Source organism: Blastococcus goldschmidtiae (assembly GCF_031845325.1).
GTDB lineage: Bacteria > Actinomycetota > Actinomycetes > Mycobacteriales > Geodermatophilaceae > Blastococcus > Blastococcus goldschmidtiae.
On record NZ_JAVREI010000004.1, the window covers coordinates 93,359 to 115,895 of the forward strand.

General features: G+C 74.0%; 23 protein-coding genes, 1 pseudogene and 1 riboswitch. Of the genes and pseudogenes, 18 read left to right on the forward strand and 6 right to left on the reverse strand.

Annotation, left to right across the window (positions count from 1 at the left end; translation table 11 throughout):
• Window positions 1-17 precede the first annotated feature (17 nt).
• The 10 genes from RM425_RS08650 to RM425_RS08695 all read left to right on the forward strand — a co-directional run bounded on the left by RM425_RS08650 (window position 18) and on the right by RM425_RS08695 (window position 8,817).
• On the forward strand, window positions 18-1,481 hold the full coding sequence (locus tag RM425_RS08650) for a PQQ-dependent sugar dehydrogenase (RefSeq protein ID WP_311344791.1): 1,464 nt from the start codon (window positions 18-20) through the stop codon (window positions 1,479-1,481).
• A 286-nt stretch (window positions 1,482-1,767) separates the two neighbouring features.
• A complete protein-coding gene (locus RM425_RS08655) occupies window positions 1,768-2,646 on the forward strand; it encodes a spondin domain-containing protein (protein ID WP_311344792.1) in 879 nt (292 codons plus the stop codon).
• Window positions 2,647-2,653: 7 nt separating this feature from the next.
• Complete coding sequence (locus RM425_RS08660; RefSeq protein WP_311344793.1) at window positions 2,654-3,358, forward strand: class F sortase; 705 nt, start codon at window positions 2,654-2,656, stop codon at window positions 3,356-3,358.
• Window positions 3,359-3,582: 224 nt separating this feature from the next.
• Entirely contained in the window at window positions 3,583-4,344 is a 762-nt protein-coding gene (locus RM425_RS08665; protein ID WP_311344794.1) for a hypothetical protein, read from the forward strand.
• A gap of 10 nt (window positions 4,345-4,354) precedes the next feature.
• Window positions 4,355-4,549, forward strand: a complete 195-nt coding sequence (locus RM425_RS08670) for a hypothetical protein (RefSeq protein WP_311344795.1) — start codon at window positions 4,355-4,357, stop codon at window positions 4,547-4,549.
• Between the two features lie 261 nt (window positions 4,550-4,810).
• Window positions 4,811-5,560, forward strand: a complete 750-nt coding sequence (nadD, locus tag RM425_RS08675; RefSeq protein WP_311344796.1) for a nicotinate-nucleotide adenylyltransferase — start codon at window positions 4,811-4,813, stop codon at window positions 5,558-5,560.
• The gene (gene rsfS, locus RM425_RS08680; RefSeq protein ID WP_311344797.1) at window positions 5,557-5,991 is read left to right on the forward strand and encodes a ribosome silencing factor; all 435 of its coding nucleotides are present in this window, start codon (window positions 5,557-5,559) and stop codon (window positions 5,989-5,991) included. The genes nadD and rsfS overlap by 4 nt, the downstream gene beginning before the upstream one ends.
• Window positions 5,988-6,755 (forward strand): histidine phosphatase family protein, encoded by a 768-nt coding sequence (locus RM425_RS08685; RefSeq protein ID WP_311344798.1) that lies wholly within the window; start codon window positions 5,988-5,990, stop codon window positions 6,753-6,755. The genes rsfS and RM425_RS08685 overlap by 4 nt, the downstream gene beginning before the upstream one ends.
• Before the next feature lie 92 nt (window positions 6,756-6,847).
• Window positions 6,848-7,789, forward strand: coding sequence for a DegV family protein (locus RM425_RS08690; RefSeq protein WP_311344799.1), 942 nt, complete (start codon window positions 6,848-6,850; stop codon window positions 7,787-7,789).
• A 161-nt stretch (window positions 7,790-7,950) separates the two neighbouring features.
• Window positions 7,951-8,817 (forward strand): ComEA family DNA-binding protein, encoded by an 867-nt coding sequence (locus tag RM425_RS08695; protein ID WP_311344800.1) that lies wholly within the window; start codon window positions 7,951-7,953, stop codon window positions 8,815-8,817.
• A 269-nt stretch (window positions 8,818-9,086) separates the two neighbouring features.
• On the opposite strand, the gene RM425_RS08700 is transcribed toward RM425_RS08695, so the two are convergent.
• Complete coding sequence (locus RM425_RS08700) at window positions 9,087-9,569, reverse strand: hypothetical protein (RefSeq protein ID WP_311344801.1); 483 nt, start codon at window positions 9,567-9,569, stop codon at window positions 9,087-9,089.
• On the opposite strand from RM425_RS08700, the pseudogene RM425_RS08705 reads away from it, so the two are divergent.
• Together RM425_RS08705 and holA are read left to right on the forward strand one after the other, a co-directional pair.
• Window positions 9,531-10,934 (forward strand): annotated as a pseudogene (locus RM425_RS08705) (ComEC/Rec2 family competence protein); the annotation flags it as partial. The gene RM425_RS08700 and the pseudogene RM425_RS08705 sit on opposite strands and share 39 nt — an antisense overlap.
• 274 nt (window positions 10,935-11,208) lie before the next feature.
• A complete protein-coding gene (holA, locus tag RM425_RS08710) occupies window positions 11,209-12,210 on the forward strand; it encodes a DNA polymerase III subunit delta (protein WP_311344802.1) in 1,002 nt (333 codons plus the stop codon).
• 121 nt (window positions 12,211-12,331) lie between these two features.
• Here holA and rpsT read toward each other — a convergent pair whose 3' ends face one another.
• The gene (rpsT, locus tag RM425_RS08715; protein ID WP_311344803.1) at window positions 12,332-12,592 is read right to left on the reverse strand and encodes a 30S ribosomal protein S20; all 261 of its coding nucleotides are present in this window, start codon (window positions 12,590-12,592) and stop codon (window positions 12,332-12,334) included.
• Window positions 12,593-12,712: 120 nt separating this feature from the next.
• On the reverse strand, window positions 12,713-13,678 hold the full coding sequence (locus RM425_RS08720; RefSeq protein WP_311344804.1) for a phosphotransferase family protein: 966 nt from the start codon (window positions 13,676-13,678) through the stop codon (window positions 12,713-12,715).
• Between the two features lie 77 nt (window positions 13,679-13,755).
• Between RM425_RS08720 and lepA the strand changes: the two genes are divergently transcribed.
• The 5 genes from lepA to RM425_RS08745 all read left to right on the forward strand — a co-directional run bounded on the left by lepA (window position 13,756) and on the right by RM425_RS08745 (window position 19,168).
• On the forward strand, window positions 13,756-15,600 hold the full coding sequence (gene lepA / locus RM425_RS08725; protein WP_311344805.1) for a translation elongation factor 4: 1,845 nt from the start codon (window positions 13,756-13,758) through the stop codon (window positions 15,598-15,600).
• A complete protein-coding gene (locus tag RM425_RS08730; protein ID WP_311344806.1) occupies window positions 15,597-16,253 on the forward strand; it encodes an MOSC domain-containing protein in 657 nt (218 codons plus the stop codon). Before lepA ends, RM425_RS08730 begins: the two co-directional genes overlap by 4 nt.
• Window positions 16,254-16,318: 65 nt before the next feature.
• Complete coding sequence (locus tag RM425_RS08735) at window positions 16,319-17,020, forward strand: LppX_LprAFG lipoprotein (protein ID WP_311344807.1); 702 nt, start codon at window positions 16,319-16,321, stop codon at window positions 17,018-17,020.
• 43 nt (window positions 17,021-17,063) lie between these two features.
• On the forward strand, window positions 17,064-18,767 hold the full coding sequence (locus RM425_RS08740) for an MFS transporter (protein ID WP_311344808.1): 1,704 nt from the start codon (window positions 17,064-17,066) through the stop codon (window positions 18,765-18,767).
• Between the two features lie 9 nt (window positions 18,768-18,776).
• Window positions 18,777-18,842: riboswitch (guanidine-III (ykkC-III) riboswitch) on the forward strand.
• A gap of 11 nt (window positions 18,843-18,853) precedes the next feature.
• The gene (locus RM425_RS08745; protein WP_311344809.1) at window positions 18,854-19,168 is read left to right on the forward strand and encodes a DMT family transporter; all 315 of its coding nucleotides are present in this window, start codon (window positions 18,854-18,856) and stop codon (window positions 19,166-19,168) included.
• A gap of 21 nt (window positions 19,169-19,189) precedes the next feature.
• Here RM425_RS08745 and RM425_RS08750 read toward each other — a convergent pair whose 3' ends face one another.
• On the reverse strand, window positions 19,190-20,155 hold the full coding sequence (locus RM425_RS08750; RefSeq protein ID WP_311344810.1) for a zinc-binding dehydrogenase: 966 nt from the start codon (window positions 20,153-20,155) through the stop codon (window positions 19,190-19,192).
• 103 nt (window positions 20,156-20,258) lie between these two features.
• Between RM425_RS08750 and RM425_RS08755 the strand changes: the two genes are divergently transcribed.
• Complete coding sequence (locus RM425_RS08755) at window positions 20,259-21,101, forward strand: patatin-like phospholipase family protein (protein ID WP_311344811.1); 843 nt, start codon at window positions 20,259-20,261, stop codon at window positions 21,099-21,101.
• A 22-nt stretch (window positions 21,102-21,123) separates the two neighbouring features.
• Here RM425_RS08755 and selD read toward each other — a convergent pair whose 3' ends face one another.
• The gene (gene selD, locus RM425_RS08760) at window positions 21,124-22,128 is read right to left on the reverse strand and encodes a selenide, water dikinase SelD (protein WP_311344812.1); all 1,005 of its coding nucleotides are present in this window, start codon (window positions 22,126-22,128) and stop codon (window positions 21,124-21,126) included.
• A gap of 41 nt (window positions 22,129-22,169) precedes the next feature.
• A complete protein-coding gene (locus RM425_RS08765; RefSeq protein WP_311344813.1) occupies window positions 22,170-22,508 on the reverse strand; it encodes a hypothetical protein in 339 nt (112 codons plus the stop codon).
• Window positions 22,509-22,537 lie beyond the last annotated feature (29 nt).

Sequence of the window (22,537 nt, forward strand, 5' to 3'; positions counted from 1 at the left end):
CGCTTCCACCACCACCGTTGAGCGATCGGCAGGTGGGCGTCGAGTTGCTGGCCGAGGGGTTCAAGAAGCCGACGAACAGCGCCGTCGCGCCCGGTGATCCGGACGCCCTGTACGTCTCCGACCAGTTCGGGCCGCTGTGGCGGGTGGAGCTGCGGGACGGCAGCAAGCAGATGGTCGCGGACCTGTCCGGCCTGCTGGTGCCGGTCGGGCTGAAGGCAGAAGGCGTGGACCACCTCCCCGACGAGCGCGGCTTCCTGGGGTTGGCCTTCCACCCGGACTTCGAGCGCAACGGACTCCTCTACACGCACACGTCCGAGCCGCCGGACAGCGGCGAACCGACCTTCCCTTCGACGCTGCCGAGCGGCGAGCGCGCCGACCACCTGGGTGTGCTGCGAGAGTGGACGGTGCAGAGGTCCGCGGACGGCACGCCGAGCCTCGATGTGGACAGCTCCCGTGTGCTGTTCAGCGTCGCCGAGCCGCAGTGGAACCACAACGGCGGGGAGCTCGTCTTCGGACCGGACGGGATGCTCTACGTCCAGCTCGGTGACGGCGGTGGCGCCGACGACCAGAACGAGCAGCTCTGGTGGACCGACCCCGACGACGACGGCACCTACACCGTCGGGCCGATCGTCGGGCACCTGGACGGCGGCAACGCCCAGGACCTGAGCGTCCCGCTGGGCAAGATCCTCCGCGTCGACGTCGACGGGCGCGGCGCTCCGCACGGGGAGTACGGCGTCCCCGCGGACAACCCGTTCGTCGGCGTCGACGGAGCCCTGGGCGAGATCTGGGCCTACGGCCTGCGCAACCCCTTCCAGGGGTCGATCGACCGGGCGACCGGCGACTACTGGGTCGGTGACGTCGGGCAGAACGACGTCGAGGAGGTCGACGTCATCCAGCGCGGCGGCAACTACGGCTGGAACGTGCGGGAGGGCTCTTTCTGGTTCGCCCCCCGCGACTTCGAGCAGGGCAGCGGCACGGTCGTCGAGGAGCCCGTCCAGCCGGTCCCGCCGGAGCTCGTGGACCCGGTCGCCCAGTACGACCACGACTGGGGCGTGGCGGTCATCGGCGGCTACGTCTACCGGGGCCCGGACCAGCCGGCCCTGCAGGGTCAGTACGTCTTCGGTGACCACCACGGCGGCAAGCTGCTCGTCCACTCCGCCGAGGATCCGGCGCGCCAGCTCAGGATTGCCGGTTCCGAGAACAACGAGCTCGGGTACTCGCTGACGGCCTTCGCCGAGGACGCGCACGGCGAGCTCTACGTGATGGGCACTCCACACGAGGGAAGTGGTCGGATCGAGCGCATCGTCCCGGCCGGCACCGACGGCATGGTCGCTCCCGTGCCTCGCGGCGGTGTCGCGGCCGGCGCCGGGGGTGCCGCCGACGACGACGCCGCGACCACGGTGGCCGGGGTGGCCGCGCTGGGCGGGGCGGCCGTGTTGGCGGGCGTGGGGATCGCGCGTCGTCGCACCGCGGCGCGCTGACGAAGCCGATCCCCGGAGGACTGCGCGAGTCACCGTGGCCGCTGGTGCGTCCTCGCGCCAGCGGCCACGAGCCGTCCGGGACGTCGAACGGATATGCCGATCCCGCTGCCGAGTGTGCCCGCACCGGGGGGATCACGATTTCGAACATGTGACGAAACCCGCACTCGCCATGCGGTCGTGCACGGGGACTGCTGTCGTGAGCAGGAGCGTCGCAGTGGCGCAGGCGACCGGCGGTGGACCCGTAGGGGGACAGCCGGCGCTCATCCCATCGACCGAGGGAGATCGAATGTCTAAGAAACTTGCCGGAGTGGGGGCGGCGGCGCTCGTCAGTGCTGCTGTGCTCGCGCCGTCGTCGGCGCTGGCCGCCGAGGACGAGACGATGTTCCGGGTGGAGGTCACCAACGTCTCGAAGGAGACCGGGACGAAGGTGGACACGCCGCAGGGAGCGAAGCCGATCCTGCTCTCGCCCGGTGCGTTCGCCGTCTACTCCGGCGAGGACAACCCGGCGTTCACGGTCGGTGCCGAGGCGACGCTCCCGCTGGGCGGGGAGGGGCTGGAGAACATCGCCGAGGACGGCTTCCCGATGCAGTTGGCCCAGCAGTTCGAGGGCGCACCGATGGTGAGTGACAGCGGCACCTTCGCCGATGAGCAGGGACCGAAGAAGGCCCTGGAGCCGGGCATGAGCGCCTCTTTCACCGTCACGGCGTCACCGGGGGGAAAGCTGACGCTGGCGACGATGTTCGTCCCGTCCAACGACGCGTTCTACGGTCCCGCGGACGGCATCGAGCTGTTCGACGCGGGCGGCGAACCGATCAGCGCGGACGTGACCGACGCGATCGGAACCTTCGACGCGGGCACCGAGGAGAACCAGCCGTTCTTTGGCCCCGCCACCAAGCCTGTGCAGCCGCACCCGGACTTCGGTCCTGTCGAGGAGTCCGTCGTCCTGCCCGTGGAGGACGTCGAGGGGCAGCCCCAGGTGTACCCGGAGGTCGGCCAGGTCATCAACGTGACCGTCATGCCCGTCCCCGCCGGCGGCGTTCCCGCTGGCGCCGGGGGTGCCGCCGACGACGACGCCGCGACCACGGTGGCCGGGGTCGCCGCGCTGGGCGGGGCGGCCCTGCTGGCGGGCATGGGGATCGCGCGCCGTCGCGCCGGGACGCGCTGACCGGGCGATGGTGAAGCAGCAGGGGGAGCGATTCCGGAGACGGTGGTCGTCGGCGTTCTTGTTCGCGACGGCCGTGGTCCTCGCCGTCGCCGGGGTCCTCCTCCTGCTGCCCGCCCACACTCCCGACGCATCGGTCGGCACGTCTCCTCCGCCGGTCACCGCACCGCTCGCCGAGGAAGGCGGAAGGCCTTCCGCGAGCGACGCGCGCGCGGGCACCTCGCTCCTCGAGCGCACCGGGCCGATCGCCGATGCCCCACCTCGCGGCGTGCCCTCGGGTCAGCCTGTCGGTGTGCGCGTCGACGCGATCGACGTCGACGCACGAGTCGTACCGCTCGGGCTCGATGCCGACGGCCAGCTGGAGGTGCCCGAGGACTTCTCGGCCGCCGGCTGGTGGGAAGGTGGAGCCGAGGCCGGCGAGCCGGGACCGACGGTCGTGGTCGGCCACGTCGACTCCTACGAGGGTCCGGCCGTGTTCCACCGGCTGCGGGACCTCGAGGTGGGTGACGAGATCGCGCTCACCGTCGAAGGCGGTGAGTCGGTGTCCTACCGGGTGACCGGCATGCAGGAGGTGCCGAAGGACGAGTTCCCGACCGAGGCCGTCTACGGCACCACCCCTGGGCCGACGCTGCGTCTCATCACCTGCGGAGGCCCCTTCGACCGGACCGCGCGCAGCTACCTGGACAACACGATCGTCTTCGCGGACCTGAGCTGATGCCTGAGCATGGTCTCGAGTCCGGTCGGCACGGCCCCTGCCGCCGACCCGGCGCGTGGATGCGCCGAGCCGGTCGCACGGCACCTTCCCGTGGCACGTGGCGGCGGCTGGTCATCGGCGCAGGGCCTGGTCACGGCCGAAGTCGGTGTGCGGAAGAGACGATCGAGACCCACGCCTGGGGCTTCCGCAATCTGCTCGGCCTCACGTGGAACGAGGACGGCGAGATGTTCGCCGCCGAGAACGGCTACGACATCCGCGGGTCCCGCCCGGTGCAGGATGAGTTCGATGCGTCGCTGCGCATCGAACTCGGCCGCTGGTACGGGGCCCCCGAGTTCTCCGCCAGCCGTCAACCGCTGACGGAGCCGAAGTTCGAGCCACCGGACGAGTTCCAGGTGCCGGTGTTCCTCGGCACCGACGAGCCCCTGGGCAAGATCCTCGGTTCGGTGATCGACGTGGAGGCCAGCGGCCTGACCCCGCCGGACCCCGCGTGGGTCCTGAGACAGCACACCTTCAACTCCTCCCCGTCGGTGATCGACATCGCGCCGGAGGACTGGGGGAAGTTCGGCGGGCAGATGATGGTCGCCGAGTGGGGGGACCTGGCGCCGCAGACCAACCCGCTGCGGAAGGGAAAGGTCGGACGTCAGGTGGTGGCGGTCGACACCGAGACCGGTGAGATCACGCCGTTCGTGAAGGGTGACCCCCTCGCCCGCCCGTTCGACGTGCAGTTCGGCCCGGACGGCGCGATGTACATCGTCGACTACGGCATCGTGAACATCGACATGGCGCTCAAGCCGCCGTACGCCTACCAGCCGGGCGCCGGTGGCATCTGGAAGGTGACCCGGATGCCGGTGGGCGGCGTCGACGCCGGCGGCGGCAGCACCGCCGGTGTCGAGTTGATGGGCCTGTCCCTCCTCGGCGGCACGGCTCTGGCCGGTGCCGTCGTCGCGGACGCAATGGTCGTCCGCCGCCGCGCCGAGGCTGGCTGACCTCCGGCGCGTGGACGAGGACCACGCGCAATTCCCGTGGCCGCTGGCGCTTCTCGCGCCGGCGGCCACGGGTCTGCTCGTCGCCGGTGCCCGGCTGGTCCGGCCGGGGAAGACCCGCTGGGGGATCGAACGCGGCTACCGGGAACTGACGACCGACCCGTATCGGACCCGTGCGATACGTCGACCTGTCGACACCCCGCCGTGACGACGCGTCTCGTAAGCGCTCGGCACACCGCTGTTTCGATGCATTGCCGTAACCGAATGCCCGACGATCCGTTGGTCAACGCGGTGCCGACGTGTCGATACCGCCCGACCGCGACGCCGCGGCCGGGTCGCGACCGGCTGCACGGGGGAGCCGGTCGCCGCGGGCCGTGGCGCCCGTCCCGCGGGGCAGGCGCCGCGGTCCCGTAGCACCGGAGCCGGTCCGGCCAGGGCCGGCTCCGGTGGGCACGGATACGCTCGGCCGGTGACAGGTGGGCGTATCGGCGTGATGGGTGGGACGTTCGACCCCATCCACCACGGGCACCTCGTGGCCGCGAGCGAGGTCGCCGGTCTCTTCGGGCTGGACGAGGTCGTCTTCGTGCCCACCGGTCAGCCCTGGCAGAAGAGCGACCGGCAGGTCAGCCCGGCCGAGGACCGCTACCTCATGACGGTCATCGCGACGGCGTCCAATCCGCGGTTCTCGGTCAGCCGCGTCGACATCGACCGGGGTGGTCCGACGTACACCATCGACACCCTCGTCGACCTGCGGGCCCAGCGGCCCGACGCCGAGCTCTTCTTCATCACCGGGGCCGACGCCTTGGCGCAGATCATGACGTGGCGGGACGGGGACCGGTGCTTCGACCTGGCGCACTTCATCGGGGTGACCCGTCCGGGCTACACGCTCGCGGACTCGGACCTGCCCGCGGGACGCGTCAGCCTGGTCGAGATCCCGGCGCTGGCGATCAGCTCCAGCGACTGCCGTGGCCGCGTCGCCCGCGGGATGCCGGTCTGGTACCTGGTGCCCGACGGCGTCGTCCAGTACATCGAGAAGCGGGGCCTCTACCGCGAGGGCCTGCGGCGCCGGGCGCCGGCCGCGGTCACCGGCGGCGAGGACCCGGTCGCGGCCGGCCCCCCGCCGGCCGGCGACCGGCCGACCTACGACCGTCCACCGCAGCCCCCTGGCCCTGCGACCGACACCAACCCCACACCCGACCTCCAGGAGGTACCCAGATGACCGCCTCGGCCGAGGCGCGGGACACCGCGCAGCTCGCCGCTCAGGCGGCCGCCGACAAGCTCGCCACCGACGTCTCGATCGTGGACGTCAGCGAGCGGTTGGCGATCACCGATGCGTTCGTGCTCGCCTCCGCGCCGAGCGAGCGCCAGGTGCAGGCCATCGTGGACGCGGTCGAGGAGCGCCTGCGCGAGCACGGGCTCAAGCCGGTGCGCCGCGAAGGCGTGTCGGAGGCCCGCTGGGTGCTGCTCGACTTCGTCGACGTCGTCGTCCACGTCCAGCACGCCGAGGAGCGCGCCTACTACGCCCTCGAGCGGCTCTGGAAGGACTGCCCGACCATCCCGTTCGTGGACAGCGCCCTCCCGGCGCAGGAGGCGGCCGAGGCATCCGCCCCGGACGACGCGGCGGCCGCGCAGGACGCCTCCGGCCGGTGAGCGGTTCCCCCGCGGCGCTCGCGCTGCCCGTCCGGCGGCTGGTCCTCTGGCGGCACGGCCGGACCGAATGGAACGCTGCCGGCCGCTTCCAGGGCCGGCTGGACCCGCCGCTCGACGAGGTGGGCCGCCGGCAGGCGGTCGACGCCGCTCCGCACCTGATCGCGTCCGGAGCCCTCGACGGGGACACGATCGTGGTCTCCAGCGATCTCGACCGCGCCGCGGACACCGCCGGTGCGCTGACGCGGCTCCTGGGCGTCCCGCTCCGGCTGGACGGCCGGCTCCGGGAGCACGGCATGGGTTCGTGGGAGGGGCTCACCCGCGACGAGGTGGCCGACCGGTACCCCGACCAGTACGCCGACTGGCTCGCCGGACGCCCGGTCCGCGGGCGCGGGGGAGAGGAGCCCGAGGAGGTCGCCGCCCGGGCGCTCGCCGCCGTGGCCGATCTGCCCGCCGCACCCGTCGCGGTGGTGGTCACGCACGGCGGCACCAGCGGCCGCCTGATCGAACGGCTGCTGGGGCTCGGCCCCGAACAGCGCCGGCTGTTCGGTCCGCTGGCCAACTGTGCCTGGAGCGAGCTGCGGGAGCAGTCCGGGGCCTGGCGGCTCATCCGGCACAACGCCGCGGTGCCGACGAGCCCCGGACCGGACGGCAACGGCGCCGGCCACCGTGCTCCCGGGGCTTCCCAGGAGCTCCCGGTGCGCTCGGGTGCCAACCCGGAGGAGGGCGGCGCCGGCTCCATCGGCGATGCCGACGCCGCCGTCTGACCACCGGTCGGTGTCCCTCCTGCCCGTGGAGGCGGGGCCGGGGACACCGGCCAGCGACCGGAACGCCTGCGGGGGCCAGCTAGCCTCGCCGCGTGCCCGTTGCCGTCGTCACCGATTCGACGGCCTATCTGCCGCCGGAGGTCCTCCAGCGCTACGGCATCGACGTGGTCCCGCTGTACGTGGTGCTGGCCGGGCATTCCGGGACCGAGGGCGAGTCCATCGGCCCAGCCGACGTAGCCCGGGTGCTCAACACCCGTGGGGGGCGCGTCTCCACCTCTCGGCCCACGCCGGGCGACTTCGTGGCGGCCTACCGGCGGCTCCTGGACGCGGGAGCGGATCGGCTGGTGTCCATCCACCTCTCCGCCGAGCTCTCGGGCACCTGGGACGCCGCCCGGCTGGCCGCCTCGCAGGTCGGCGAGCACATCGTCACCGTGGTGGACTCCCGATCGGCGGCGATGGGCAACGGCTTCGCCGTGCTGGCGGCCGCCCGGGCTGCCGCCGCGGGCGCGGACGCCGCCGCGGTCGCCGATGCGGCCCGCCGCACGGCCGCGGCCACCCGGACGTTCTTCGTCGTCGACACCCTGGAGCACCTGCGCCGCGGCGGCCGCATCGGGCCGGCAGCCGCCCTGCTGGGATCGGCGCTGGCGGTGAAGCCCGTGCTGCACGTGCTCGACGGGCGCGTGGTGCCGCTGGAGAAGGTGCGGACCTCCGCGCGGGCCCTCAGCCGTCTGGTGCAGCGGGTCGTCGACGAGGTCGGGGGGAAGCCCGTCTCCCTCGCGGTGCACCATCTCGCCGCGCCGGAGAAGGCCGAGCGGCTGGCCGCCGAGCTGCGCGAGCGGGTGCCCTCCCTGAGCGAGATGCACGTGAGCGAGCTCGGGGCCGCCATCGGGGCGCACGTGGGCCCCGGCGCGGTCGGCGTCGTCGTGGCACCCGCGCCGGACGGCGGCGACACGGCCCCGGACCGGCCGGGTGCCGTCGAGGCTGCGGAGCCACCGGCGCCGGAGAGCGGCCAGGAGCCGACCGCGGAGGGATGACCGCTCTCGGAGCGATGGGGGACCAGCGATGCGCACGGGCATGCCGGCACCCTGACGGACCGGGGTCGTGAGACGCCCGGAGCGTCCACAGGAGGCGCCCCCGTCCACAGATGAGCGCGGCCGCTGCCGGGTGGGCAGGCAGGCTTCCTAGCGTCCGCGGAGTGCGCCAGAACTCTCGCCGATCCGACGATGCCGACGTCATCCGTGCCCGGCTGAGGGCGCTGCTGGACGACGGGTCCCGCGGCGGCTGGGTGCCCGAGGACGACCACCCCGCCGTCACCGCAGCCGAGCCGGGCGGCGAGCACGAGCCCGATGACCGGGCCGGCGAGGCGCCCGGCGACCGGCCGCCGGGCACGGGCCGGCACCGCGCGCCCGGGCGGACGGCGCGGTGGGACCCGGGCCGGCCCGGTGCCCGGTCGCTCTGGACCGCCGGGCTACTGGCCGCGCTCGTGCTCGTCGGCTGGACCTGGCTGGACCGGCCTCGGGTCGAACCGGCGCCACCGGCCCCGTCCGGCAGCGCCTCGACGGCGGCCGACACCGCGGCGTCGACGGGAGCGCCGCCGGCCTCTCCGACGGCGTCCCCGGCGGTGGGCGAGGCGGCCGGCACCGCGACCCCGGTGGTCGTGGCGGTCGTGGGCCTGGTGGCGCGTCCGGGACTGGTCACGGTGCCGACGGGCTCCCGGGTCGCCGACGCCGTCGAGGCGGCCGGCGGGCTGCTGCCGGGTACCGACCCCGCCGCCGTCAACCTGGCGGCCGTCGTCACCGACGGCCAGCAGATCGCCGTCGGTGTGCCCGGGGTCGTCGGGAGCGCCGTGCCGTCCACGGACGGCGCCGGCGGGCCGGTGGACCTCAACACCGCGACGGCCGAGGACCTCGACGGGCTGCCGGGGATCGGACCCGTGCTGGCACAGCGCATCGTCGCCTACCGCAGCGCGCAGGGCCCGTTCCGGAGCGTCGACCAGCTCGACGACGTGCCCGGTATCGGCCCCACCACTGCCGCGGAGCTGGCCGAGCTGGTGCGCGTGTGAGAGCGCGCGACCCGGCGGAGCTCTCGGACGGCCGCTGGCAGTGGATCGACCTGCGGCTGGTCCCGGTCTCGGCAGCCGTGTGGGCGATCAGCCTCGCGGCGCCGTTCCTCGCACCGTCGCTGCTCGGCCTCGCGTCGGCAGGGGCGCTCGTCGCGGCCGGGTGCGCGCGGCGCCGCCGAACGGTCGCCGCGACGGTGCTGCTCGCCGTCCTGGCCGCTGTCGCGGTCGCCAGCGGCACGTCCGCGGTCCGGGGCGCGGCGCGGGAGGCCTCACCGCTCCGCGCGCTGGCCGACGACCACCGGACCGTCACGGTGGACCTGCACCTCGACGGCGATCCGCACCTCCTCACCGGCGGCGGCCGGCCCAGGATCGTCGCCGACGCGACGGTCACCGTCCTCAGCGACGGAGAGCGGGTCCAGCACCTCCAGGCGGCCGTCCTGCTCTTCGCCCCGGAAGAGGGGTGGCGGGAGCTCCTGCCCGGCCAGCCGGCCCGGGTCCAGGCGGTGGTCGCGCCGCCCCGGGCCGGGGACGACGTCGTGGCGGTGCTCTCGGCACGCGGTCCGCCGACCGCCCTCGGCGTCCCCGACGCGTGGCAGCGGATCGCCGGAGAACTGCGGGACGGCCTGGCCCGCTCGTCCGACCGGGTGCTCGAGCCGCGTCCGGCCGGGCTGCTGCCGGGCCTCGTGGTGGGGGACACGCGGCAGCTGGATCCGGTGCTCGACGAGGAGTTCCGGAGGGCCGGGCTCTCGCACCTGACCGCGGTCTCGGGGGCCAACGTCGCGATCGTGATCACCGCGGTCCTGTGGCCCCTGCGCCGACGGGCCGTCGACCGCCGGGTCCAGGCGGTGGTCGGGGGCGCCGCCCTGGTCTGCTTCGTCGTCCTCGCCCGTCCCGAGCCGAGCGTCCTGCGTGCGGCGGCCATGGGCGCGGTGACCCTGCTGGCGCTGGCTACCGGCCGGGCGCGGGTCGCGGTGCCCGCCCTGGCGGCGGCGGTGTGCGTCCTGCTCCTCCTCGACCCCGGCCTGGCCCGGGACCCCGGGTTCGCGCTCTCGGTCCTCGCCACCGCGGCCATCGTGCTGCTGGCACCGGCCTGGTCGCGGCGGCTGCGGGAGCGCGGCTGGCCTGCGCTGGTCGCCGATGCCCTCGCGGTCAGTGCTGCGGCCGGCCTGGCCACGGCACCGCTGGTCGCGGCGCTCTCCGGGACGGTGAGCCTCGTGTCGCTGCCGGCCAACCTGCTGGCCGCTCCGGCGGTACCGCCGGCGACGGTCCTCGGCATCCTCGCGACGCTCCTCGGCGCGGTGTCCCAGCCGGCCGGGGCGGTGCTGGTCTGGTGTGCCGGCTGGCCGACGCGCTGGCTCGTGCTCGTGGCCGAGTGCGCCGCCCGGCTGCCCGATGCCGCGCCGGGCTGGCCCGCCGGGTCGGTCGGGGCCGTGCTCCTCGCGGTCCTCCTGGCCGGTGCCGGGTGGGTTCTGTGGCGGTTCCGCCGGCTCCGCCCGCTGGCCCTGGCGGTGCTGACCGGGCTGGTCCTGGTGGGGTGGCCGGTGCGCCAGGCGGTCCGGGGCTGGCCTCCGCCGGACACCGTGATCGTCGCCTGCGACGTGGGGCAGGGCGATGCGCTGGTGCTGCCGACGGGCAGGGGGGAGGCCGTGCTGCTGGACGCCGGGCCGGATGTCGCCGCGGTCGACCGCTGCCTGGACGACCTGGGGGTCGACCGCCTCCCGCTGGTGCTGCTGTCGCACCTGGACGCCGACCACGTCGGCGGTCTGACCGGTGCGCTCGACGGCCGCTCGGTCGGCGTGGTGGCCACCGGAGCGCTGTCCCCGGTCGACGACCGGCTGCCCACCGTGGACGCCGTGATCCGGCGGTCCGGGGCCGAGCGCATCCGGCTGGTGCCGGGGGACAGGTGGGAGGCGGGCGCGGTGGTCCTGGAGGTGCTCGCGCCGGCGCCCGAGCGCGCCACGGCGGCCGCGGAGGTCAACGACCTGTCCCTGGTCGTGCGGGCCACCGTCCGCGGCGTCCGCGTACTGCTCACAGGAGACCTCGGCGCGGAGGCGGAGGCCCACCTGCGGACCAGCGGAGCCGACCTGCGGGCCGACGTGCTCAAGGTGCCGCACCACGGCAGCGCGGACGCCGACCCGGGCTTCCTGACGGGCACGGGCGCCCGCGCCGCGCTCGTCTCCGTCGGGGCGGACAACACCTACGGGCATCCGGCCCGCTCACTGCTGGAGACGCTGGAGGGGGCAGGGATGCGCGTGCACCGGACCGATCGAGGGGGTGATCTCGCCGTCGTGGGCTCCGCGGACGACTGGGGCGTGGCCGCCCGCGGGCGGGGGACCATGAGGCCCGCGGGGAGAGGCCGGATCCGTCGGTGCCCCGTGGCACGATGCAGGCGTGCCAGCCGCTCCCGTGCCACCGACCTCGCGGCTGCGCGTGGTGTCGGGGGAGGAGGAGCTCCTCCGGTCCCGCGCGGTCGCTGCCGTCCGGACGGCGGTGGTCGAGCGCCACCCCGACGCCGAGCTGCACGAGCTGGCCGCGCAGGGACTGCCGCCCGGTCAGCTGGCCGACGTGCTGGCGCCGTCGTTGTTCGGTGGGCACCGCCTCGTCGTCGTCACGGGGGTGCACGAGTCCGCCGCTGCGCTGGCCGACGCCCTCACGGCCTACGCCAAGGACCCCGACCCGGAGATCACGCTGGTGATCGTCCACTCCGGCGGCAAGCGGAACGAGGCGCTGGTCAAGGCGTTCGTCGCCGCAGGCGCCGCCGTGGACGAGTGCCCCAGGATCAGCTCCGCCGGCGACCGGGCCGCCTTCGTCCGCAACGAGGTGCGCACCTTCGGCGGCCGCATCACCGCCGATGCCCTCACCGCGCTGGTCGACGCCGTCGGCAACGACCTGCGGGCGCTCTCGGCGGCGGCCAGCCAACTGGTGTCGGACTTCGGCGGGACCATCGACGGCGACGCCGTCGCGCGGTTCCACCGGGGCCAGGCCGAGGTCACCGGCTTCACGGTCGCCGAGCGGGTCCTGGTCGGCGACCGGCAGGGCTCGATCGAGATGCTGCGCTGGGCACTGCAGCGCGGGGTCGCCCACGTCCTCATCGCCGACGCGATCGCCGACGGCGTGCGCACCGCCGCCCGGGTGGCGGCACTGAGCTCCACGAACCCGGGCGAGCTCGCCCGCACGCTCAAGATGCCGCCGTGGAAGGTCAAGAAGGCACAGGCGCAGTCGCGGGGCTGGAGCATCGACGGCCTGCAGCAGGCGATCGCCGTGACCGCGGAACTGAACGCCGACGTGAAGGGCGTCGCTGCCAGCGCCGACTACGCGCTGGAGCGCGCGGTGCGCCGGATCGTCGACATCCGGACCGTGACCGGCCGGGGCCGCGTACCCACCGGTCGCTGACGAGGCACAGCGGCGGCCAGCTCGCCTTCTGACCCACTGCCCTCCCCGGAACGCGAACGAGCCCCGTCCCGAAGGGGGAGGGGCTCGTGCACATCCGCGTCACGTGGACGCGGGCACCGGATCAGAGGTCGGCGGTGAGCTTCGCCAGACCCGACTTGCGGTTGGCGGCCTGGTTCTTGTGGATGACGCCCTTGCTGGCGGCCTTGTCCAGCTGCTTGTTCGCGGTCGTGAGCGCGGCGGCCGCGGCGGCGGCGTCACCGGACTCGGCGGCCGTGCGGACGCGCCGGACAGCCGTCTTGAGGGCGGACTTGACCGCGACGTTGCGCTGACGCGCCTTCTCGTTGGTCTTGATCCGCTTGAGCTGGGACTTGATGTTCGCCACGCGTGAGCCTCGAGAGTCTGGAGGGGATGAGTTCGACAGTGCGTCCGGGGCGCGGCGAAGCGCCCAGCGGACCGGCCTCACAAGATACCAGTCCCGCCCGTCGGGCCCAACCGGCGGCGGTCAGACCAGCCCGGCCGCCACCCGCCGCGTGCCCCACGCCAGCGCGGCGGCGTGGAAGTGCCGTTGGAACGCCCGGAGGGTGGGCAGCCCCGGCGGGGCCGGGCGACGCATGCCCGCCGCCCACATCCCGGCCATCGCGAGGACCAGATCGGTCACCTGGCGCGGGTCCGCGGCGGCGACCAGGGCCGAGCGGCCCACCAGCCACTCGGGATCCACACCGCGCTGCGCTGCTGCGTCCAGGCTGAACAGCACCGTGTCGATCCAGTCCGCACCACGGACGGCCCAGGCCCAGTCGACGAACGCCACCGCGCCGCCGGGACCGATCAGGAGGTTGTCCGCCCGCAGATCGCCGTGGACGAGGGTGTCACCGTCCAGCCATCCGCCGGCGGCGAGACGGTCGGGCACCCGACCCAGCCAGTCCAGCCGCTGAACCTCCCACGGGTCCAGATCGGCCGGCGGATCGGCCGCCAGCCCCGACCACGAGGACAGCGGCATGTCGACCCGCTCGGCCAGGGTGGGAAGTCCGGCGACGGGGCAGGGGGTGCCGGACCGGGCCAGCTCGGTCAGCCCGGCGACGGCCACGGCCGCCGTCTCCGGCGTCCACGGCAGCGGCGCGGCCTCGCCGTCGAACACGTCGAACACCAGCGCGACCCACTCGTCGGCACCCTCGGACCACTCGAGGTGGGCGCGCAGGGCAGGGACCGGCAGGGTTGCCGGGAGTCGGGCGGTCACCTCCGCCTCCGCGCGCATCAGCGTCGGCGTCTCCGGGTTCAGCGGCGTCCCGACCGCTTTCACGAACGCGGAGCGCCCGTCCGCGCAGGTCACGACGACGGCCGGTCCGGGAGAGAAGCCGCCCTGCCGCGGCGACACCGCGACGACGGGAGAGCCCAGGGCCGCGTCGATCTCCGCACGCAACGCGGCCGGGAGGCGGGCGTAGGGCAGCCGTGGACTACCGGGCAGGGACACCCCCGCACCATGGAGGACGCACGTCCTTCCGGGCAATCGCTTTGCCCGGCGCCGCGGCATGGGACGATGGCCCCACTGTGACGACTCCTGCTGCCACCGATCCGGCCCTCATCCGGAACTTCTGCATCATCGCCCACATCGACCACGGCAAGTCGACGCTGGCCGACCGGATGCTCGAGGTCACCGGCCTCGTCGAGGGCCGGCACATGCGTGCCCAGTACCTCGACCGCATGGACATCGAGCGCGAACGCGGCATCACCATCAAGGCGCAGAACGTGCGGCTGCCGTGGACGCCACGCTCCGGCGCGCACACCGGCACCGAATACGTGCTGGACATGATCGACACCCCGGGCCACGTCGACTTCACCTACGAGGTGTCCCGGTCGCTGGCCGCCTGCGAGGGCGCGGTCCTGCTGGTCGACGCCGCCCAGGGCATCGAGGCCCAGACGCTGGCCAACCTGTACCTGGCGCTGGAGAACGACCTCACGATCATCCCGGTGCTGAACAAGATCGACCTCCCGGCCGCACAGCCCGAGCGGTACGCCGAGGAGATCGCGCACATCATCGGCTGCGAGCCCGACGACGTGCTACGGGTCAGCGGCAAGACCGGCGTCGGTGTGCCCGAGCTGCTCGACCTGATCGTCGAGCGCATCCCGGCTCCCACGGGCGAGGCCGACTCCGCGGCGCGGGCGATGATCTTCGACTCGGTCTACGACATCTACCGCGGCGTCATCACCTACGTCCGCGTGGTCGACGGCCGGATCTCGGCCCGCGACAAGATCAAGATGATGTCGACCGGCGCGACGCACGAACTGCTCGAGATCGGCGTCATCTCCCCGGAGCCCAAGCCGGTCCAGAGCCTTGGTGTCGGCGAGGTCGGCTACTTCATCACCGGCGTGAAGGACGTCCGCCAGTCCCGCGTCGGGGACACCGTCACCCTCCAGCACAAGCCGGCGGCGGAATCGATCGGCGGCTACCGCGACCCGAAGCCGATGGTCTACTCCGGGCTCTACCCGATCGACGGCAGCGACTACCCGCTGCTGCGCGAGGCCCTGGACAAGCTGCTGCTCAACGACGCCGCGCTGGTCTACGAGCCGGAGACCTCCGCCGCTCTGGGCTTCGGCTTCCGCGTCGGCTTCCTGGGCCTGCTGCACCTGGAGATCGTCCGCGAGCGGCTCGAGCGCGAGGCCGGCATCAGCCTGATCTCCACCGCGCCCAACGTCGTCTACCGCGTGATCATGGAGGACGGCTCCGAGGTCACGGTGACGAACCCGAGCGACTGGCCCGAGGGCAAGATCGACACGATCCACGAGCCGATCGTCAACGCCACGATCATCGCGCCCAGCGACTACACCGGCGCCATCATGGAGCTCTGCCAGAGCCGCCGCGGTCAGCTGGGCGGCATGGACTACCTGAGCGAGTCCCGCGTCGAGCTGCGCTACGTGCTGCCGCTGGGCGAGATCATCTTCGACTTCTTCGACGCCTTGAAGTCCAAGACGCGCGGGTACGCGAGCCTGGACTACCAGGAGGCCGGCGAGCAGGAGTCCTCGCTGGTCAAGGTGGACATCCTGCTCCAGGGCGAGGCCGTCGACGCGTTCAGCGCGATCGTGCACAAGGACAAGGCCTACAGCTACGGCGTCCTGATGGCCGGCAAGCTGCGCGAGCTCATCCCGCGCCAGCAGTTCGAGGTGCCGATCCAGGCCGCCGTCGGCTCCCGGGTCATCGCCCGCGAGACGGTCCGCGCCATCCGCAAGGACGTCCTCGCGAAGTGCTACGGCGGTGACATCACCCGCAAGCGGAAGCTGCTGGAGAAGCAGAAGGAGGGCAAGAAGCGGATGAAGATGGTCGGCCGCGTCGAGGTCCCCCAGGAGGCGTTCGTCGCCGCGCTCTCCACCAACGAGTCGACCGCCTCCAAGAAATGACCGCCCGCGTCGAGGCGGTCTGCGTCTCCGGCAGCGACCTCCTGCCGCTGCCGGACAAGCGGCCGAACCGCAGCGGCATCGACAAGCGCCCGGTGCCCGGCCGGATCGCCGTCGGCGAGCTCGGGCTGGACGGCGACGTCCAGGTCAACAAGAAGCACCACGGCGGCGAGGGGCAGGCGGTCTACGCCTACGCCCAGGCCGACGCCGACTGGTGGGCCGCCGAGCTGGACCGCGACCTCCCGCCGGGCCGCTTCGGGGAGAACCTCCGCACCAGCGGGCTCGACCTGCGGACCGCGGTGATCGGTGAGCGGTGGACGGTCGGGACGACGCTGCTCGAGGTGACCGCCTGGCGCACCCCGTGCGCCAACTTCGCCCGCTTCTGGGGCATCCCCGACCTGGTCAAGCGCTTCGCGGCGCACGGCGCGACGGGCGCCTACCTGCGGGTGCTGCAGACCGGCGAGCTCGGAGCCGGTGACGCCGTCGAGGTGGTGCACCGGCCCGACCACGGCATCACCGTGGAGACGGCCTTCCGGATCGTCATGACCGAGAAGTCGCGGCTGGCCGAGCTCGCGCCCGTCGTGGAGTACGTCCCGGAGCGGGCCCGGGCCGGGCTCGCCGCGAAGATCGCCGCACGGAGCGCTGCGGTCTCCTGACCAGGGCGGCGCGCTACTGTTCGCCGTCGGGATGCCGGGGGCACGCCCGCCACGGGGAGGTCGTCATGTCGTTGCGCCGTGCAGGGGTCGCACTCGCGTGCACCCTGCTCGCCGGGCCCGTGCTCGCCGGCTGCGGGGGAAGCGACGGGCCCGAGGAATCTGCCGAGGACCTGCTGCAGCGGGCCAAGGACACCCTCGACGACGCCGAGACCGTGCACTTCGAGCTCGACAGCGAGGGCGCGCCGGACACCGGCACCCTGCTGGTCGGGGGCGAGGGCGAGGTCGCCCGTCCCGCCTCCTTCGACGGCACGCTGCAGGTGCGCGTCGCGGGCAACACCCTCGACCTGGACGTCGTCTCGGTCGACGGCACCGTGTACGCGCTGCTGCCCTTCGCCTCGTCGTTCGACGTCATCGAGCCCGCAGACTTCGGCTTCGGCGACCCCGGTGAGCTCCTCGACCCAGAGACGGGCATCTCCCAGCTCCTGGCGCAGGCCGACTCGGCCGAGCTGGGCGACGAGCGGCGGGTCGGGGGCGAGGTGGTCCGCGAGGTGACCGCCGAGCTGCCCGGTGACCTGGTCGAGCAGATCCTCACGAGCGAGGACCCGAGCCGCCCGGTGGAGGCGCAGCTGTCGATCGCGACAGGGACCGGCGAACTGCGCCGCGTCGAGCTGACCGGCCCCTTCTTCAGCGACGAGGACTCCACCTTCATCCTCGAGCTCAGCGACTTCGGCGCCGATGTCGAGATCACCGCACCGCCCACCGACTGAGCCGGCGGGGGCCGCCGTCGCGCCGGTCCCCGGGCTGCCGCTGGTGGCCCTCGCGACCCTGGCCGTGCTCGTCACGGCGGCCGACACGTACGTGGTCGTCCTCGCGCTGCCCGACATCCTCGCCGGGGTCGGCGTCTCGCTGGATGAACTGCAGCGGGCCACACCGATCGTCGGTGGCTTCCTGCTGGGCTACACCGCGACACTGCCGCTGCTGGGCCGGCTGGCCGATCTGCGTGGCCGGCTGCCGGTGCTCGTCGGCTGCCTGCTGCTGTTCGCGCTCGGTTCCCTGCTGACGGCGACGGCGGTCGAACTGGGGCCGGCGGTGATCGGCCGGGGTCTGCAGGGAGTCGGTGCCGGCGGGCTGGTGCCGGCAACCCTGGCGCTGGTCGCCGACCGGTGGCCCCCGGACCGGCGGGCGATGCCGCTGGGCGTCGTCGGCGCGGTGCAGGAGGCCGGCGCGGTGCTCGGGCCGCTGGCCGGTGCCGCGGTGCTCGCCTTCGCCGACTGGCGGGCGATCTTCTGGCTGAACCTGCTGCTGGGACTGGGCCTGGCCGCCGGCGCGCTGGTCACCGGGCGCAGCCGGCGTCCCGACCTGCTCGGGTTGGTGCTCGGCGTGGTGGCGTTCGGCGCGCTGGCCCTGCACCTGGGGGCGCCTGCCGCGCTGGAGGAGGACGTCACCCTCGGCCTGCTGTACGTCCCCCTGGTCGATGCGCTGGCCTGGACGACGCCGCTGGTGCTGACCGCCGGGATCGCCGGCGTCGCGCTCGTCGTCCGCAGTCTCGCCGCACCGGAGCGTGCGGTCCTGCCGCTGCGGGGACTCGGGCAGGTGGTCCGCGAGGTCGACGTCGTGGGGTCGGCGCTCGCGGTCGTGGCGCTGGGCAGTCTGGTTTGGGCGTTCGCCGCGGCCGAGGGTGGGGAGCAGGTGGTCGCCCACGGCTGGGTGCTGCTGCCCCTGGCCGCGGTCGCCGCAGCGCTCTTCATCGTCCACGAGCGGCGCGCGGCGGACCCCGTGCTGCCGCTGGCCGCGCTGCGACCGGTCGGGGCGTGGGGTGCGCTGCTGGTGAACCTCTTCGTCGGTGCGGCACTGGTGGCTGCGCTGGTCGACATCCCGCTGTTCGCCCGCGCCACGACGACGCCGGGCGACCAGCTGGGGGCAGCGCTCGTGCTGCTGCGGCTCCTGGTGGCCGTTCCGATCGGTGCGGTGGCCGGCGGCTGGCTGTGCCGGTTCGCCGCCCCCCGGTGGATCGCCGCAGGCGGGATGGCGCTGACCGCGCTGGCCTTCCTCGCGATGACGCAGTGGGACGAGCGCTCGCTGGACGGTGCGGCCTCCACCGTCGTCCTGCTGGCGGCCGGCCTGGGCTTCGGCCTGGCGATCGCCCCGGTCAACACCGTGCTGCTCGGCGTCACCCGGGCCGAGGTGCACGGCAGTGCCAGCGCGCTCGCCGTCGTCGCCCGCACCGTCGGCATGCTGGCCGGGCTGTCCCTGCTCACCGCCGTGGCGCTGCAGCGGTTCACCGCGGAGATCGAGGCGATCGGCTCGCCGGTGGACCTGTGCCCGCGGACCCCGGCCGACTGCGCCCCCTACGACGCCGCGACCGACGCCGCGCTGCTCACCCAGCTGCACACGGTCTTCGCCGGCGCCGCGATCGCCGCCGCGCTGGCCGCGATCGCCGCGGTGGTGCTGCTGCGCGGGCCGCGGGTGACGGATCTGACCGCCGCCCGGGCGGCCGGGCACGGCGGCGCCTGAGAGGCTGGAGGAGAGCCGCGAAGCCGGCTCCCGGACGAGCGGTGCCGTACCCGGTGTGCGACAAGACGGCGCCAGAGGAGTTCTCGATGGCGTGGGCCGTGCTCGTCGTGTCCGGGGTGCTCGAGGCGGTCTGGGCCACCGCTCTGGGCCGGTCGGTCGGGTTCACCCGGCCCGTCCCGTCGGTCGTCTTCGCCGTCGCCGTCGTGTTGAGCATGGTGGGGCTGGCGTACGCGATGCGGGAGCTGCCCGTGGGCACGGCCTATGCGGTCTGGGTCGGCATCGGTGCCTCGATCACCGTGGCCTACGCGATGGCGACCGGCACCGAACCGGTGTCACTGGCGAAGATCCTGCTGATCATGGGGCTCATCGGCTGCGTCGTCGGGCTGAAGCTCGTGCACTGACCCGACGACGCAGCCCCGGCGTCAGAGGGTGAAGACGATCTTCCCGTTGGTGCGGCCCTCGGACATGCGGGCGAAGCCCTCGCGCGCCTCGGTCAGCGGCAGCTCGACGTCGATGATCGGGCGGACGCCGGTGACGGCGCACATCCGGATCAGCGCCTCCAGCTCGTCCTTGGTGCCCATCGTCGAGCCGACGACCGACAGCTGGGTGAAGAAGACCCGGTTGAGCTCCGCGCCGGGGTCGTAGCCGGTCGTCGCGCCGGAGGTCACCAGCACGCCGCCGGGCTTGAGGGACTTGATGCTGTGGCTCCAGGTCGCCTTGCCGACCGTCTCCATGACGCCGTCCACCCGCTCGGGCAGCCGGGCGCCGCTCTCGAACGCCTGCTCCGCACCCAGCGCGAGCGCGGCTGCGCGCTTCTCCTCGCTGCGGCCGGTCACCCAGATCCGGTAGCCGGCGGCGCGGCCCAGCACGATGAGCGCCGTCGCCACGCCGCCGCTGGCGCCCTGGACCAGCACGGTCTGCCCGGGCCGCAGGCCCGACCGGACGAAGAGCATCCGGTAGGCGGTCAGCCAGGCCGTGGGCAGGCAGGCGGCCTCGGCGAAGGACAGGTCGGCCGGCTTGGGCAGCAGGTTCCGGCGGGGGACGGCGACCCGCTCGGCCATCGACCCCTGGTGCACCTCGGACAGCAGCGACCGCTTCGGGTCCAGCGTCTCGTCGCCCATCCAGCCGGGGCTGGCGATCACGCCGTGCACGACGACCTCGTTGCCGTCCTCGTCGATACCGGCGGCGTCGGTGCCCAGGATCATCGGCATCCGTTCGGCCGGCAGGCCGATGCCCTGCAGGCTGAACAGGTCGTGGTGGTTGAGGGAGACGGCCTTGACCTGGATGGTCGTCCAGCCGTCGGGGACCACCGGCTCGGGGCGCTCACCGACCTCGAGGACGGAGAGCGGGTCCTTCGGGGCAGGGGTCGAGACGAAGGCAGCGAGCATGACCGGACGCTAACCGAGTCACCGCGGGCCAGCGACGCGGGTGGTTGACCGCACCCCTAGCCTGTCGCTGATCTCACCCGTTCGACGCAAGGGGCTCCCCGCGATGGCGACACGTGCACTCGTTCTCGGTGGCGGCGGCGTCGCCGGCATCGCCTGGGAACTCGGGCTGCTCAGCGGCTGGGCGGCCGAGGGCGTCGACATCCGGGAGGCCGACCTCGTCGTCGGGACGTCGGCCGGTTCGGTCGTCGGCGCGCAGCTGCGCCTCGACGGCGACCTGCAGGGGCTCTACGAGCGCCAGCTGCTCCCGCCCACCGGCGAGCTGAAGGTCGAGTTCGACGGGGTGTCGACCATGGCCGCCTTCGCCGAGGCGATGAAGGGGAACACCGGCGAGCAGGACGCCCGCGCCCGCCTCGGTGCGCTCGCGCTCACGGTGGACTCCGTCCCGGAGGCGCAGCGGCGGGCCATCATCGAGGGCCGGATCGGCGACCCGGAGTGGCCGTCGGGCCGGCTCGTGATCACCGCCGTCGACACCGCGGACGGCGAGTTCCTGCCGTTCGACGCGTCCTCGGGCGTGCGGCTGCTGGACGCCGTGACCGCCAGCTGCGCCGTGCCGGGGGTCTGGCCGCCGGTCACCGTGAACGGGCGCCGGCTGATGGACGGCGGCATGCGCTCGGTCACCAACGCCGACCTGGCCGCGGGCTGCGAGAAGGTCCTCGTGGTGACGCCGACGCGCGCCATGCCCGGCGGCCTGCTCGGCCCGGGGCTGGACCGGGAGATCGAGATCCTCGAGAAGGACGCCGAGGTGCACGTGGTCACCGCCGACGAGGCGTCGCTGGCCGCCTTCGGGAGCAACGTGCTCGACCCGGCCACCCGCGAGCCCTCGGCGCGCGCCGGCCGGGCGCAGGCAGCGGCCACGATCGAGGCCGCCCGCGCGTTCTGGGGCTAGCACCCTCGGCGGATCGCCCAGCTCAACGGATGACGACGACGTGCTCCCCGCGGGGCACGAACTCGCCGATGACAGGCGCGCCGGGCACCTCACCGCTCAGCAGCAGCCCACCCGAGGTCTGCGCGTCGGCCAGCAGCAGCGCCTCGTCCTCGGACACCGCCGACAGGTCGGTGTGCGGGCGCACCCAGTCCAGGTTGCGCCGGGTGCCGCCGGAGACGAAGCCGGCGGCCAGCGCCTCGCGGGCCCCGGTCAGGTAGGGCACCGCCGCGGCGTCGACCACGGCGGTGACGCCGCTGGCCCGCGCCATCTTGTAGAGGTGGCCGAGCAGCCCGAACCCGGTCACGTCGGTGCCGGCGCGGATGCCGGCGGCCACCGCGGCCTGCCCCGCCTCGCGGTTGAGCGCGGTCATCGAGGCGACGGCCTCCTCGGAGACCTCGCCGGTCGCCTTCATCCGGCTGTTCAGCACGCCGACGCCCAGCGGCTTGGTCAGGCTCAGCGGGGTGCCGGCCGCCGCGCCGGAGTTGGTGATGATCCGGTCGACGTCGACCACGCCGGTCACGGCCATGCCGTACTTGGGCTCCGGGTCGTCGATGGAGTGCCCGCCGCCCACGTGGCAGCCCGCCTCGTGAGCCACCTCCAGGCCGCCGCGCAGCACCTCCGCGGCCAGCTCGGCGGGGAGGACGTCGCGCGGCCAGCCCAGCAGGTTCACGGCGACCACGGGTGTGCCGCCCATGGCGTACACGTCGGACAGGGCGTTGGCCGCGGCGATCCGCCCGAAGGTGTACGCGTCGTCGACCACCGGGGTGAAGAAGTCGGTGGTCAGCACCAGCCCCTGCCCGCCGGCGATGCGGACGACGGCCGCGTCGTCGCCGTCGTCCAGCCCGATGACGAGCTCGGCCGCGGGATCGGCGGGGCCGCGCGCGGTCAGCCCGGCGACCACGGCCTCTAGCTCGCCGGGCGGGATCTTGCAGGCGCACCCGCCTCCGTGCGCGTACTGGGTGAGCCGGATGGGCGGCGCGATCGTCACGCCGCCCGACGGTAGTCCGGACCGCCGGTCGGGGCCGCTCGTCAGACCCGTCCACCTGGGAGCAGCACGAGCCGGGGCGGCTGCGAAGTCTCCGGCTGGGGGCGGCGCGCACGCCCGGCGGGGTGGCGCGACCGCGACTCCTGGTCGTCGGCGGAGCGGCCCAGCTGGGCACTGGTCCGCCGGCCGGCGTCGCGGATCTCCGCACGCCGGTGCGGGTCGGGCTCGAGCACCGCGAGCACCTTCTCCAGCGCCTCGCGGCCGGCATCGGCGAACGGGCCGTCGGGCTGGGCGGCCAGCGCGACGGCGACGGCCGCGGCCTCCTCGGGCGTGAGGGTGACCGGCGGCAGGAGCGCGGGGGAGCGGGACTCGGTGCGGTTCACGGAAGGGATGCTGGCAGCGACCTCCGACA

Coding starts and splice junctions, on each gene's coding strand:
- RM425_RS08655 (WP_311344792.1), top strand. CDS start 1,768: ATGTCTAAGAAACTTGCCGGAGTGGGGGCGGCGGCGCTCGTCAGTGCT.
- RM425_RS08660 (WP_311344793.1), top strand. CDS start 2,654: ATGGTGAAGCAGCAGGGGGAGCGATTCCGGAGACGGTGGTCGTCGGCG.
- RM425_RS08665 (WP_311344794.1), top strand. CDS start 3,583: ATGTTCGCCGCCGAGAACGGCTACGACATCCGCGGGTCCCGCCCGGTG.
- rsfS (WP_311344797.1), top strand. CDS start 5,557: ATGACCGCCTCGGCCGAGGCGCGGGACACCGCGCAGCTCGCCGCTCAG.
- RM425_RS08730 (WP_311344806.1), top strand. CDS start 15,597: ATGACCGCCCGCGTCGAGGCGGTCTGCGTCTCCGGCAGCGACCTCCTG.
- RM425_RS08735 (WP_311344807.1), top strand. CDS start 16,319: ATGTCGTTGCGCCGTGCAGGGGTCGCACTCGCGTGCACCCTGCTCGCC.
- RM425_RS08745 (WP_311344809.1), top strand. CDS start 18,854: ATGGCGTGGGCCGTGCTCGTCGTGTCCGGGGTGCTCGAGGCGGTCTGG.
- RM425_RS08750 (WP_311344810.1), bottom strand. CDS start 20,155: ATGCTCGCTGCCTTCGTCTCGACCCCTGCCCCGAAGGACCCGCTCTCC.
- RM425_RS08755 (WP_311344811.1), top strand. CDS start 20,259: ATGGCGACACGTGCACTCGTTCTCGGTGGCGGCGGCGTCGCCGGCATC.